This is a genomic window from Streptomyces sp. NPDC008163, assembly GCF_042956885.1.
GTDB lineage: Bacteria > Actinomycetota > Actinomycetes > Streptomycetales > Streptomycetaceae > Streptomyces > Streptomyces drozdowiczii_A.
This window is the reverse complement of sequence record NZ_JBIBHG010000007.1, coordinates 76969-91735: the sequence shown is the minus strand read 5'-3', so window position 1 is coordinate 91735 and position 14767 is coordinate 76969. Positions and strand designations below refer to the sequence as shown.

7 protein-coding genes are annotated in these 14767 nt (G+C 67.3%); 5 read left to right on the top strand and 2 right to left on the bottom strand.

Annotated elements, in window-relative coordinates:
- Positions 1 to 33: 33 nt before the first annotated feature.
- On the top strand, positions 34 to 702 hold the full coding sequence (locus ACFZAT_RS17380) for a sigma-70 family RNA polymerase sigma factor (RefSeq protein ID WP_391265296.1): 669 nt from the start codon (positions 34 to 36) through the stop codon (positions 700 to 702).
- Positions 699 to 1439: a hypothetical protein gene (locus ACFZAT_RS17375; protein ID WP_391265102.1), complete on the top strand. Its 741-nt coding sequence runs from the start codon at positions 699 to 701 to the stop codon at positions 1437 to 1439. Before ACFZAT_RS17380 ends, ACFZAT_RS17375 begins: the two co-directional genes overlap by 4 nt.
- Positions 1440 to 1472: 33 nt before the next feature.
- Here the strand turns inward: ACFZAT_RS17375 and ACFZAT_RS17370 are convergent, their stop codons facing one another.
- Both ACFZAT_RS17370 and ACFZAT_RS17365 read right to left on the bottom strand, forming a co-directional pair.
- Entirely contained in the window at positions 1473 to 3902 is a 2430-nt protein-coding gene (locus tag ACFZAT_RS17370) for an FG-GAP-like repeat-containing protein (RefSeq protein ID WP_391265101.1), read from the bottom strand.
- Positions 3899 to 4411: an MmpS family transport accessory protein gene (locus ACFZAT_RS17365; protein ID WP_391265100.1), complete on the bottom strand. Its 513-nt coding sequence runs from the start codon at positions 4409 to 4411 to the stop codon at positions 3899 to 3901. Before ACFZAT_RS17365 ends, ACFZAT_RS17370 begins: the two co-directional genes overlap by 4 nt.
- Before the next feature lie 411 nt (positions 4412 to 4822).
- Here ACFZAT_RS17365 and ACFZAT_RS17360 point away from each other — a divergent pair, with 411 nt between their 5' ends.
- The 3 genes from ACFZAT_RS17360 to ACFZAT_RS17350 all read left to right on the top strand — a co-directional run bounded on the left by ACFZAT_RS17360 (position 4823) and on the right by ACFZAT_RS17350 (position 14721).
- Positions 4823 to 13408: a DNRLRE domain-containing protein gene (locus tag ACFZAT_RS17360; RefSeq protein WP_391265099.1), complete on the top strand. Its 8586-nt coding sequence runs from the start codon at positions 4823 to 4825 to the stop codon at positions 13406 to 13408.
- 12 nt (positions 13409 to 13420) lie between these two features.
- The gene (locus tag ACFZAT_RS17355) at positions 13421 to 13942 is read left to right on the top strand and encodes an SMI1/KNR4 family protein (protein WP_391265098.1); all 522 of its coding nucleotides are present in this window, start codon (positions 13421 to 13423) and stop codon (positions 13940 to 13942) included.
- A 224-nt stretch (positions 13943 to 14166) separates the two neighbouring features.
- Entirely contained in the window at positions 14167 to 14721 is a 555-nt protein-coding gene (locus ACFZAT_RS17350) for an SMI1/KNR4 family protein (protein WP_391265097.1), read from the top strand.
- Positions 14722 to 14767: the final 46 nt, after the last annotated feature.

Here is a 14767-nt window from a genome sequence, read left to right as displayed (position 1 = left end):
AGGGACGCCGGCGACCGTAAGGACATGGACTCGATGATCCGCGCCGCGACGGATCCGTGCGCGGACGTGCGAAGGGGCCACCTGCGGGGCCAGGGCGGGGAGACGCGTTCCACGCCCGCGCGCGACGAAGAGCTGAGCAGGGCTGTGGCGCGGGCGCAGGAGGGGGACGAGTCCTCCTTCGCGATCGTCTACCGGCTCGTGCAGCCCGGCCTCCTCGGATACCTGCGCGGCCTCGTCGGGGACGAGGCCGAGGACGTGGCTTCCGACGCCTGGCTGGAGATAGCCCGCGACCTCGGGCGTTTCCGCGGCGATGGTGACGGGTTCCGCGGCTGGACTGCCACCATCGCCCGGCACCGCGCCATCGACCTGCTGCGCCGCCAGAAGGCGCGGCCACGCTCTTCCGGATTTGAGTACGACATGCTCGAACTCCCCAGTGCCCACAACACGTCCGCCCAGGCCTTGGAGACGATCTCCACGGAAGAGGCGCTGAGCCTGGTCATCGGCCTCCCGCGGGACCAGGCCGAGGCAGTGCTTCTGCGGGTCTTCGTCGGGCTCGACGGACCGTCCGCCGCTCGTGTCCTCGGCAAGCGTCCCGGCGCCGTGCGGACCGCCGCGTACCGGGGCCTCAGGAAGCTCGCGGCGCAACTGGGCGCGCGAGGTGCGACGGATGAAGGCACCGCGACGCTGGGGGAGTCGAGATGACTGGCAACCCACTCAAGGACGAAGGGCCGGCCGGAACGGAAGGAGCCGGAGACTTCAGGAGACTGCCTGCCGCCACCCCACGCGCGGCGGAACAGCGGGACCGTGCCGAGGAACGAGCTGTCGCAGCGTTCCGCGAGGCCCGTGACCGGGGCGCCCACTCGGCCAGGACGCGGCGCCGCGACGACTGGCGTCCGCGCTCCCGCGGCTTCGCCCGGTGGTCGCTGGGGGCCGGCGTGGGCACGCTGGTCGCAGCTGTCACGCTGGGCGGCGTCGCGATGGCCGGGATCGGCACGGTCAGGGACGCCCCGGGCCACGACACCGAGCGACAGCCGATGCCAGAGCTCAGTGCCTCCAGCCCGCCCGCGCTGCCCACGCCGGAGCGGGTCCGGCCGTCCGCCGGGTCGTCCACCCCGTCCCGCGCGCCCGGCCGCCCCGCGGATCACCCGGACCAAGCAGGCGACACCCTCGCCAAGTGCCATGCGTTCGCATCCGTACGCAGCCGGGGCAAAGCGCTGGACTCGCCCGCCTGGCAGCGTTTCCTCGCGCAGGCGGGCGGAGAGTCGTCCGTGGACGCGTACTGCGCGGCGGAACGGGCCCGCCACGAGGGCGGCGACGGCAAGGGCAGTAGCGGCAGCCAGGGCGGCGCCTCCGACGGCACCGCGACGCACGGGAGATCCGACGCACACCGCAAAGGGGCCCCGAGCCCGAAGCCGGGCAAAGGCAAGCACCCCCAATAGGGACGAGAGTTCCTTACTGCCTCCTCCGCACCGTCACCGCCGCACGACAGCCGTCGGCCACTTGGTCAGTTCACCGCCGATACCGGCACTGGCGGTTGCTCCGAGGGCGGTCGGCCCGTACGAGGCGCCCTTCGCGCCGCTCAGGGTCATGACGGTCCCGTCGCCCTCGTTCTCGCCCTCGGCCCCGATCGCGAGGTCGGAGACGCCGTCCCCGGTGAGATCGGCGACGGTGACGGAGGAACCGAACCGGTCACCGGCCTCGGCCGTGCCCGGCACCGGGCCCGTCCCCTGCGTATACGTGACGGCGCCCGCCACACCCATACCGTCCGCGCCACCGTGCAGGAGAAACACGCGGCCCGCTCCGGAGGCGTCCCCGGGCGCACCGGCGAGCACGTCGGCGTATCCGTCGCCGTCCGTGTCGCTCACGGCCGCGGAGGCGCCCAGCTCACTGCCGGTCTCCGCTCCCTCCAGCTCACTTCGCGCCACGACAGCGGCCCCGGCCGTCGTGAGCCCGTCCGCCGAGCCGTGGTACGTGGCGATGTCGCCGCCGACCGCCGCGGAGGGCCGCCCCACGGCCAGGTCGCTGAAGCCGTCACCGTTCAGGTCGCCGGAGGCCAGGGACCGACCGCCCGCCTTGGCGAGAACGGTGGGCTCGGATGTGCGCAGTCCACTCGACGAACCGCGCACCACGACAAGGGCGCTGTCGCCGCCTGTTGTGGCAAACGTGATTGCCACGTCGTCGAATCCGTCGTGGTCGAAGTCCCCGGTGGCCACGGAGGCGTCCCGCACCGGGCCTTCGGACAGGGTGATGACGGGGGAGAAGGCCCGGTCGGCTCCGTCGACAGCCCAGGCGCGCCCGGCGCCGGGCGCCACGGCGAGGATGTCGTCGCCGCCGTCCCCGTCGAAGTCCCCGGCGGCGAGCGCGGCCCCGAACTCCGCGCCACTCGCGCGCACCGACGCCGGTTCGTTGATCATTCCGGCCTGACCGGTGAGCCCGTTCGGTCCGCCGCTGAGTATGCTCACGCCGCCCTCGTCGCTCGCCCCCGCGGTGACCTCCTCGCCGGGTGCGGCGACCACCAGGTCCGTGTATCCGTCGTGGTCGAGGTCGCCGTACGCCGTTGCGGCTCCGAAGCCGTCACCGGCCTCGGAGCCGCCGGGCACGCCCTCGGACTCCTGCGTGACGACGGTCCTGTTCGCCGCGTAGGGAGAGGTGGGGGCGCCGGGCACGACGCTGACCTGGCCGGCTCCGGCCCGGGTGTTCGCGGTGGCTTCGGGGATGCCGGCGGCCAGGTCGGCGCGGCCGTCCCCGTTGACGTCGGCACCCATGGCGGAGGTGTTCTTCGACGTGGCGAGCGTGCGGATGGCGGGCAGGTCATCGTAGAGGCGGGTGCCAGGGCACTCGGTCGGGTAGCCGTCGCGGTGCCCGGAGATCCGGTTCATCGTCACCAACTGGCCCAGCGTGAACTTCCCGTTGTCCGCTCCGGCCGCCATGACCACCGTGCCCGCCGGATTGATCCCGTACAGGCCGAGCTTCCAGGCGGCGAGAGCGGCGATCGAATCCCGTACCGCGGGAGTGGACGTCGCGGTGTTGAAGTCGCCGAGGACGGCGACACCGCTCGTGTCGGTGTTGAAGCCGTAGGTGTGAGCGCCGTACACGGGTTTGTCGACCCCGCCCGCGCGGCCCTCGAAGATCGTGCCGCACTTGTCGACGAGGAAGTTGTAGCCGATGTCGTTCCAGCCGTTGGACTTCACGTGGTACGTGAGGATGCCGCGGATGACCGAGGCGGACTCGGCGCACGTGTAGTCGTTCGTCCCGGCCGTATGGTGCACGAACACGGCCTTCGTATCGGTCGTGTACGTCGGAGGGTCGTCGACGATCGACTCGTCGGCGCCCCAGTCGGCGCGGGAAGCGATCGGCGGCTGTCCGGCGACGGACGCCGTCGGCTCCTCTGCCGTACGGGCGGTGGCGGGGGTTCCGGCGTCGGGGTCGACCAGGTCGACGCGGAGCCCGGCGGGCAGCCCCTTTCCGCTCGCCCGCATCTGCACGCCGTCGGACGGGCCGACCCACAGCGGCTGGGTGCCGCAGCGGACGCCGGATGTCCGATGGTCGGCGCCCGACTCCGGTGCGTGGACGTCGAGTTCGAGCGCCTGCCAGCCGGTCCAGGCGCCGGTCACGCGGTCCCGGGTCCGGACCCGGACGGTGCCGTCGAGCACCGCTTCCGGGTCGGACCAGGTGACGCCGAGCATCCGGAACGGCCGTGTGGAGTGGGCGCCGAGTGTGCGATGGTCCGGGTCGGTGCCCACAGGCACGGGGACGGTGTGCACGACCCCGGTCGGCCGGGTCGTCGTGGCGGCGGGGGAGGGAGCCGGGGCGGAGGGACGCGACAGCGCGACGCTGCTGAGCACAACCGCTGTGGCCAGCGCCGTGCGCGCCGCTTGGCGACGGAAGGGGCTGGAAATCATTCGGCACTCTCCGCCGCTGACTCGGTCGGCTCGGGCGAGGGCAGTTCGCCCTGGCACGTGGCGCGGCCGTACGTGCCGTAGGCGGTCGCCGTCTGGACATGAACTCCGCGTACGGCCAGTTGGCAACTGGCCCGGCCCCCCTTGGCGTCCAGGGCGACGGTCACGACGGGCGGCTTGCCGAGCGGTACGCGCACGGTCTTGCGCCACGGCAGTTCCGCGCCGCGCACCGTGACCGCCTTCCCGGACTCGTCCCGTGCTTGATACGTGAGGTCGGCCGTGCCGTCGCCCGTCACCTCGTATGTGACGGACGCGGTGGGCACGTGCCGTTCCGGGGTCTCGTTCGTGTCGAGGACCCCGTACACGACCAGTCCCGCACAGGCGGCGAACAGCGCTGCGGCTGCGGCGATGCCACGCCGGTCGACGCGTTCGGTCTTCGGGGAGGACGACTCGGCGGCGGTCGGCTCGTCCGCCGCAGGCTCGGCGGCCATTGGCTTTTCGGGGTCTGGCATGGAAAAGGGCCTGGCTTTCGTGAGGTGTGCGAATGCGGCGGTGGAAAACTGAGGGGTTATACCGCAGAAGGTCTCGTGAATTCCACTGGGCGGAGAAAGCCGGGCGAACCGGTCGTGCCCTCTTCATGGTGTTTCAGGATGAAATGGCTTTTGGGTTTCGCCGGATGCGTCAGGTGCTGTATGGCGGGCATCGCCGCAGCGCAGCGACCAGTTACCCCTTTTGTGTGATCGATTGACATGCCCCTCTCCGTGTGATTAGAAACTTGACCGCAATTGGTAGGTGTGACGCCGGCCGGGAGCCTCCCGCCCGGTTTATTCGGCATGCCGTAATCGAAAGGGAAACTGGACGTGAAAGTCCGATACGGGAGAATAATCTCCTGTCTGGTTGTGTCGGCGGTGGTGAGTACGGCCATGCCACAGCTGGCGTACGCCACCACCCGGTCCGGAAGGGGAGACGACGGCCCGGGCGTCGTCGACGCCATCAAGGGGTGGTTCAGCGACGACGACGATGACACCGGCCTGACACCGCCCACCGGTGGAAAGCTCGAGATCCCCAGCCGCGAGAAGCTGCCGAAGGGCAAGGAGCGGGCCCCGGCCGAGCGGGTCCGCGAGCTGACTTCACGCCGCACCGAGCACGCCCGGTTCTGGGAGCTGTCCGACGGGCGAGTCCAGGCCGAGGTGTCCGCGATGCCGACGGCGTACGGCGTCGGCAAGGGCACGAAGAAGACCTGGAAGGCCATCGACACCGGCGTCGAGAAGACGTTGGCGAAGGGCTACGACTTCGCCAACACCACGAACTCCGGCAGAAGCTGGTTCGGCGGTGACACCGGCCACCTGCTGAAGTTCCAGGCCGGCACGGAAGGCCCGGCCGTCACTCTCGGTCTCGACGGCGCGGCCGCGAAGGCCGTCGACCCGCAGGCCAAGGGCGCGACCGTCACGTACAAGGGCGTGGCGGAGGGCGGCGCCGACCTTCAGTACGAGGTGGGCCAGGGCCGGGTCAAGGAGAACATTCTCCTGTCCGAGGCCCCTGGGGGTCCGGTCTCCTACACCTTCACGCTGGACAGTGGCGGCCTGACGCCGAAGGCGCGCAAGGACGGCTCGATCGCCCTGTACGGCGAACTGCCGCACACACCGGTCATGACGATCCCGGCCGCGTACATGACGGACACCCGCAAGGACGCCGACTCGCCGTACGGGCTCGCCTACAGCTCGAAGGTGCGGCAGCGCCTCGTCCGTGACGGCAAGCAGTGGAAGATCGTCGTCACGCCGGACGCCGCGTGGCTGGCCTCGCCGAAGCGCCAGTACCCGGTCACGATCGACCCGACGATCACGATCACCCCGTCAGCGGCCCAGTCGCAGGACACCATGGTCCTGTCCGACCAGCCCTCGGCGAACTTCAACAACACCTGGAAGCTGTCGGTCGGCAAGACGGACACGGGCATCGCCCGCTCCCTGATCAAGTTCCCGCTGAACGAGATCCCGGCGGGCACGAAGATCGACACGGCGCGGCTGGAGATGTACTACGACCAGACGCACACGACCAATGCCAACGATGTCACCATGGAGGTCCACCGGGCGACCGGAGCCTGGGACGAGTCGACGGCGACATGGTCCAACACCTCCTCCCTGTCGGGCGAGTTGTCGGGTACGACGTACCAGATCGACGACGGTGACGCGGGCACGGCCGCCGTCGGCGAGTGGCCCAAGGGCACGACGACCGGCGGCGCCGCCACGAACGACGACTTCGCCTACAACAAGAACACCGCGACGGGTGAGACCTACACCTGGCAGCCGGTGATCCCGGAGACGGCGTCGTACCGGATCGAGGCCCATTACCCGCCCGCGACCGACGCGGCGACGGCGGCCCCCTACACGATCAGCCACCGTGACGGCACCGCCACTGCGACGGTCAACCAGACTGGTTCGGCCGCCGCGTGGAAGGCGCTGAGCAGCACGCAGTACTACTTCAGCCGCGGCAACACCGGCAAGGTGGTCCTGGGCGATACGGGCTCGTCCACCACGCGCAACATCGCCGACTCGATCCGCCTGGTGAACCCGGCGCAGATCGTCAAGAACACCGGCGAGTACAACGCCTGGCACAAGTTCGCGGTGACTGACACCGTCCAGAAGTGGGTCTCCGGCACGGCCACCAACAACGGCTTCGTGCTCCAGGCCAAGGACGACACCGTAGCCTCGACGCTCACCGGTGGCCCCCGGTATGAGGCCGGGGACGGCATCTCGTACGGGGGTGAGGAGTCCAGCTACCCGCGCCTGACGATCACGTACGGCAAGGTGGGCTCGGCCCTCGACTCCCCGACGGTCGTGCACGACACAGGACCGGAGTTGTCCTGGTCGGCGTACTCGAACAAGACCGGCGACAGCGGGCTCGACATCACCGAGTACCAGCTGCACCGCTCCACGCAGCAAACGTTCACGCCGAGCGCGGCCACCCTCGTGGCGCCCGTCGACAAGGGCACCACTGCCTACACGGACACCACCGCGAAGCCGACCCCGGACTCCTCGTCGACCGAGATCGGGCGGTCGTACTACTACCAGATCGCGGTGAAGACCAAGGACGGCTCCCTCATCGGGTCCCCGACCCGAGTCGTGGGCGTCCCCAAGGCCGGCCGCACGATGAAGATCGTGCAGGGCACCGCGGGAGGCGTCACCGACACCACGCTCTCCTCCCAGCAGCCCACCACCAACCAGGACGCGATCCAGTCCTTCGGTGTGGGCCAGAAGTGGCTGAGCATCGGCAACAACTCGGGCACGTACGGCAAGACCCGCACCACGCTGAAATTCCCGACGTCCTCGATCCCCTCGACGGCCACGGTCCTCGACTCGAAGCTCTATATGTGGGGCGCGGAGACCACGACCGACACCGACGGCGCGATCTACGAGCTCCACGGCCTGAACAAGGACTTCACGGAAACCACCGCCACCTGGAACAGTGCCGCCTCCGGCACCGCGTGGACGACGGCGGGCGGCGACTTCGGCGCCACCGTCTCCGACACCGTCGCCCAGGTCTCCGAGGTCGGCCGCCACTGGTGGGACGCCACATCCATGACGCAGGGCTGGGTGAAGACCCCGTCCAGCAACAAGGGCGCCCTGCTCAAGCTCAAGGACGAGACCACCACCGGCCCGCAGGAGCGCACCCTGTTCCTCTCCTCCGAGGGCGAGGACCAGCAGCTCGGCCCGATGCTGCGCGTCATCTACGTCGACTCCACCACGGAGAACACGTACTACGCGCCGCAGACGCCGGCCCGGATGACTCCCAACTCCACCTACACGGTGGACATGACGGTCACCAACACCACGAACGCCGCATGGGCGGCCGGCGAGCGCGTCCTGTCGTACACGTGGAAGCTCCCCGACGGCACCGACATGACGACTGGTGGCAACCAGGTCAAGACCGCGATTCCGGCCCTGCTGCCGGGCCAGTCGGCTACGGTCCGGGCCAAGGTCAACACGCCGATCAACTCGGACTCCGGCAGCCACCGCACCGAATATGTCCTCGGCTGGGACACCCAGAAGGTCTCCGACGGCAGCTGGCTGTCCGCGGGCACCGGCGGTATCCCGTCCCTGAAGCAGAACGTGGCGGTGGAGGACCCGACCTCCAACACGCTCGGTCTGGAGAAGTTCTACACGTACACGGGCAAGAACACCGGCGCCGGTTCGACGGTCATGACGAACCTGGCATCCGGCAACGCGGTGTGGTCCTACAACGCGTTCAACAACCCTGGCCGCGGCCTGTCCACTTTCGCCCGCTTCTCCTACAACTCGCTCGACACCTCGGACACGGTCTCCGGGCCCGGCTGGTCGGCGCAGCTGGCGGGACCGGTCCGGCTCGGCGCCCCGGTGGACTTCCACCCGAACCCGAGCGCCAACACCACCGAGATCCGGCTGCCGGACGGCGACGGCACCACGCACGTCTTCCGCAAGCAGGACGACGGCACGTGGAAGGCCCCGGCGGGCGTCCATTACAAGATCACGATGAAGTCGGGCCTGGACTGCACCCCGGACAAGGACCCGGTCCCTGACGCCTGGACGTTCACGCGCCCGGACGGCACGCGCTTCCTCTTCGGCTGCGACGGCTACCTGACGTCGGCGGTCGACAAGAACGGCAACACGCAGACGTTCACGTACGAGGAGCGCAAGTCCAACAACAAGCCGACCAAGTTCCTCAAGTACATCACCGACCCGGCGGGCCGTAAGTCCCTCACGGTCGACTACTACGCGAAGTCCGACGCCACCAGCGTCAAGAGCGTCGACCACGTCAAGTCGATGTCGGACATCTCGGGCCGCACCCTGACCTTCGGGTACTCCACCGAGGGCCTGCTGACGAAGCTGACCGACGGAGCTGGCTCGGGCAAGGAGAAGGTCTTCTCCTTCACCTACGACGCCACGCAGGGCAACAAGAACGTCAAGCTCGTCGACGTCCACGATCCGCGTCAGCACAGCACCAAGCTCGTCTACAACGAGCCGAAGACCGGCGACGACCCGGCCTACCACTGGTGGACGAAGACGATCACCGACCGCCTCGGCGGCGACACCGGCTTCACGTACGCGGCCGACAGCACGAACGCCAAGTTCGTGGACACGTCGGTGAAGGACGCCGAGTCGCACACCACGGCGTACACGACGGACGACTTCGGCCGTCCGGTACAGACGATCAACGCCCAGTCCCACAGCGCCAAGATGAGTTGGGACGCGGACAACAACGTCACCTACCTGGAGGAGGCCAACGGCGCCAAGACCGCGTACTGCTACGACCAGAAGACGGGCTACCCGCTGTGGTCGCGCGACGCCGAGCACAACAAGTCCGGGGTGCCGGACCAGTCAGCGTGCGCGCCGGGTTCCTTCCCGGCGGACTCGCAGCAGTACACGTACCAGACCCGGCTCGACGGGTTCAGCGCCGACCTGTTCTCGAAGACGTCCCCCGAGGGCCGCACGTGGCAGTTCGGGTACGACTCGTTCGGCAACCTGAAGACGGTCACGGACCCGAAGGGCGTCGCGACATCGACGGCGGGTGACTACACCACCTCCTACGAGTACGACGCCTACGGTCAACTCACCAGGGCCACCGACGCCAACGGTCACCCGGCCGCCTACAGCGACTTCGGACCCACGGGCTACCCGAACACCATTACTGACGCTCTGAACAAGTCCGCGACATACGTCTACGACGAGCGCGGCCAGGTGAGGTCGGTCACGGATGCCTTGGGCAAGAAGACGACGCAGGACTACGACGTCTTCGGCCGGCCCACGGTCAACACCGTACCCAAGAGCGCAACCGTGACCATCACGACGCCGGAGCCGGTGTACGACGCGAACGACAACATCACCACGTCGACCGCCCCGAACGGTGCCGTGTCCACGGCGGTGTACGACGAGGCCGACCAGGTCACGTCCGCCACGGCCCCGGCGAACAACAACACAAAGCCGCGTACGTCGGCGTACACCTACGACAAGGCCGGAAACCTGCGGACGACGACCGAGCCCAAGGGCACGGACTCGACGTCGGTCGCCGGTGACTACCTCACGACGAACACGTACGACTCGATCTACCAGTTGACCGACGTGACGAACGCGGACGGTGACAAGGTCTCCTACGCCTACGACAACGTCGGCAACGTCACCACAGTCGTCGACCCCAAGAAGAACGCGTCTCCCGACACGAGCGACTTCACCACGAAGACGGACTACGACCTGGACCACCGTCCGATCAAGGTCACGGACGCGGCGGGCAAGTTCACGCTGCAGTCCTACGACAGGGACGGCCTGACGGTGTCGACCACGGACAAGGAGAACAACACCACCACCGTCACCTACGACGAGCGCGGCAAGCAGACCGAGGTCAAGGCCCCGTACGACGGAACGAGGACCCGCTCGACGAAGTACGAGTACGACCAAGTCGGTAACACCACCAAGACGATCACTCCACGCGCGACGGCGGCCGGGACAACGACGGCGTTCACCGCGCGCACCGACTACGACGAACTGAACCGACCGGTCAGGCAGTACCAGCTCTACGACCCGGCAGACGCCCGGTACAACAAGTCCGATGTCTACACGCGCACCGACTATGACGCGGTGGGCCGGGTCAGGACGACGTCACTGCCGCCTTCGGACGGTGAGACGGTCCGCAACGACACCAGCTACGAGTACTACGACAACGGGTGGACGAAGAAGTCCACCGACCCGTGGTCGATCGTCACGGAGTACGACTACACCGAGACGGGCCAGCAGAAGGCACGCACCATCTCTGCCGCAGACGGCTCGTCCAACCGCACCATGACGTGGTCGTACTACCCGGACGGCTCACTCAAGTCCAGGGCGGACAACGGTGTCCCGGTAGGCCAGAACGTCGTACTGGTCGACAACTCCGACACCCAGAACACGTCGGCGACGGGCACCTGGCCCAAAGCTGACGTCACCGGTCAGCAGGGCTACAACCACCAGGCGCACGCGTCGGCTTCGGGCACGGACACGTTCACGTGGACGCTGAATGTCCCGGCCGACGGCACCTACACGGCCTATGCGAAGTATCCGAAGGTGACCGGCGCCACGACGAGTGCGAAGTACACGCTCAGCCATGGCACCACCACCGAGACGACCGTCACCAAGGACCAGACCGCGAACACCGGCACTTGGGTCAGCCTGGGCTCCTACCCCCTCAAGCAGGGCGAGGACACCAAGCTCAAACTGGATCAGTCCAATGCCGGCATCACGGTCGCCGACGGAGTCAAGCTGGTGCGCGACAACTCCGGCGACACGGACAACGAAGAGAAGGACTTCTCCTACGCCTACGACCTCAACGGCAATCTGACCTCCGTCGGCGATACCTCGTCAGGGACGAAGGTCGATGCCTACACGGTCACCTATACCGGGCTCAACCAGGTCCAGAAGGTGGTCGAGGCGCTCGCCGGCCAAGAGAAGAAGGCGACGTCATACACCTACGACGCCAATGGTCAGGTGGAGACGGTCACGCACCCTGACCAGTACTCCAAGTACATCTACGACCTGCGCGAGCTGGTCAAGACGGTCTCGGTCGGCAAGAACGCGGATGACGCCGCTCCGAAGGTCACGTCGTACACGTACACCGACCGCGGCATGAAGCTCAAGGAGACCAAGGGCAACAAGAACACCGTCGACTACACCTATTACCCCGACGCGTCACTGAAGACGTCGACGGAGAAGAAGCCGGACGACACGACGCTCGTCGCTTCGCACACCTACGCCTACGACCCCAACGGGAACAAGGCGCAAGACGTGACGAAGAAGATGAACGCCGACAACCACGGCGCCTACCTCTCCTCGACCACGGACTACACCTACGACCCCGTCGACCGGCTCGCCAGGAGCGTCAAGACCGGCAACGGCGCGGGTACCGAGACGTACGTCCATGACGACAACGCAAACGTCATCAGCCAGGCCGTCAAGGGCGCCACGACCACCTACAACTACGACCGCAACCGTCTGCTGTCCGCCACTACCGGCGGTACAACGGCGAACTACAACTACGATCCCTTCGGCCGTATGGAGTCTACGACCAGCGGCGGCAAGGTCATCGAGCGCAGTGTGTACGACGGCTTCGACCACGTCGTGGAGTCCCAGAAGGCGGACGACACAGGTGCGCTGAAGTCCACGAAGTACACGTTCGACCCACTGGACCGCACGGCGTCGAAGACGGCGGCCGGCAAGACGACGGATTACGAATACCTGGGTCTGTCCGGGGAGGTTCTGGACGAGAAGGTCGGCAGCGAGCTGACCAAGTCGTACCAGTACAGCCCGTGGGGTGAACGCCTCTCCCAGATCAAGCACAACACCGACGGGACGAGCGAGGACGGCTACTACGGCTATAACAGCCACACGGACGTCGAAACGCTGACCGACAAGAACGGTGACACCAAGGCCACTTACGGCTACAGCTCCTACGGCGGCAACGACGAATCCGAGTTCACCGGCATCGACAAGCCCGCCGCCACCGACCCGACCAAGGAGGAGTACAACCCCTACCGCTTCAACGCCAAGCGGTGGGACGCCCAGGCCGGCACCTACGACATGGGCTTCCGCGACTACGACCCGGGCCTCAACCGCTTCACCACCCGGGACATGTACACCGGTGCTCTTGCCGACATGAACCTCGGTGCCGACCCCTACACCGGCAACCGCTACGCGTTCGCCGGAGGTAACCCGGTGTCCGCAGTGGAGGTCGACGGCCACTTCGCGATCGCACTGGGTATAGCGGTGGTGGCCTTGGCCACGGCCCTGTACGCCGCAACCCCGCAGGGCCAACAGAATCTGAAGGACGCCAGCGAGGCATTCGGCGACCTGCTGATGCCGTCGGCCGACGAGGCGAGTTCGTCCGACTCGAACGACGAGCCGGACACGGGGCCGACCCCGGCACCCACTCCGGGGCCCATGCCGAGGCCTCAGCCTCGGACTGGCGGCGACGACGGGCACTCCTGCAACATGATGCCTCTGTTCGACGGGGGTCGGATCTACGGCGGCATGGAGGAGTACACCGATCACCAAGGGCAGAAGGGCTGTCGGGCCACAGGCGCGATGGCATTTCTCACGAAGGGTGACCGCAGGTCACGAACCGGGGCCCAGGGGCTACCGAAGTGCCCTGAATGTGAGCCTTCGGTCGAGCCGGAAGGGATGGGAGAGATTGCCGCCGGCGGCGGGGAGCCTCAGGCCGGGCACCTGATAGGTTATTGGGGCAAGGGTACCGGTGCGGATACCCGAAATCTGGTGGCCTTGCACCGTCGGGCGAATGCGCGAATGGCCAGCAAGGTGGAACGCTACGGCTGGACGGCATTGAACGCAGGCAATCAACTGTTCATGTCGGTCACTCCTGTTTACGGGGACCCGCATTCGGCCGTGCCTACATCGGTTCAGGTCGGGATGACTGTCTACAGGGGCGGGCAGGTCACAGGCTCGTATTCCTGCACGGCAGTCAACTCGAGGACCGGCTTCGGGTCGACGTGCTAGAAGGGATCTGAGTTGTCCACGCTTGCGGAGATCTCGGCTTTGCTGGGGGATCCCCAGTTCAACTGGTCGGATCCCACTCCATGGAATGAGCTCGAACAGGAAATCGGCATGGTTTTCCCGGATGACTTCCGGGAGATCGTGGATGCCTACGGTTCGATCTCGATCAACGGGCAGCTGTACCTGAGGCACCCGGCAAGACACCTTCTCCACAATCTCGGGGAAGAGATCAGAGGTGATCTCGAACTCTGGCGCGAGGAGGACATGGTCGAGTACCTGCCCAGTCCGGTGGGTGCAAAGCCCGGGGAGTTGATGCCGGTGGCAGCCGCCATGACGGGTGAGACGATCTTTCTTCGCCTTCCCGATGCGGTGTCGTCTCCCTGGCGCGTGCTGGTGCAGGAATTCGACAGCTTTTCCTGGGTTCTCCACGAGATGACGTTCAGTGAGTGGCTGCTGGCGTATCTCAGGGGCGAAGACGTGACCGTTTGCTCTCGGAACTTCACGTCCGGTGAGCCTTCATGGGAATTCCTCCCATAAGAGCTGCATTCCCCCTCTGATGAGAGATGCTGGACGCGGCCTCTGCCCGGCCGGGAGAATTGATCTCCTGGTGCGAGTGGGGGCCGCGTCTGTGTTGAGTCTGTGCCGCGAACCTTCACGAACCCCTCCAGTGCGTCCGAAAGGTGAGTCATGTACACAGGGAAGGTCAACTACAGTCACGCCACGGGCTGTGCGGACAGCGTATTGGCGGGGAACAGCCCGGAATGGCAGACGACATGGTGAGGCTCCAAGAGCTGGAGGCCGTGCTTCCGGCGATGACGCGGTGGCGGGTGCCCGGAGGGCGAAGCGTGGATTGGGCCGTGCTTGAGGGAAGCCTTGGGACGGCGCTGCCTTCGGACTTCCGCTCCTTGGCGGAGGCGTATCCGATCCTCGTCGTCGGCGACTTCCTGAGTGTGTCCGTTCCCCTCCCCGGGGCCGAGGTGTATTGGGCGTCCGGGGCCAGGGACGACGAGATCCTGCAGGACTGGTACGAGATGGGGGACATGCAGGACTACGTTCCCTTCCCTCGGCCAGGAGGCCTGATTTCCTGGGGGGAATCCAATCGCGGGGACGTCTTCCACTGGAAGACGAGCCCCTCGGACCCGGACGTGTGGCCGGTTGTCGTCCGTACGGACAACGGGGACTGGAACGAGTTCCCCGTCGGCGTCGTCGAGTTCCTGGCCGGCGTGTACGGGCACACGATCGACGTACTGGGCATGCCAGGGAGCTTCCCCGGTGACAGTCCGGAGGTCCTGGGCCTGAGCGACAGCGTCGACTGACTCCGGCAGTCGCCGGATGCCCGTGCACAGCGAGCGACCCCAGCGT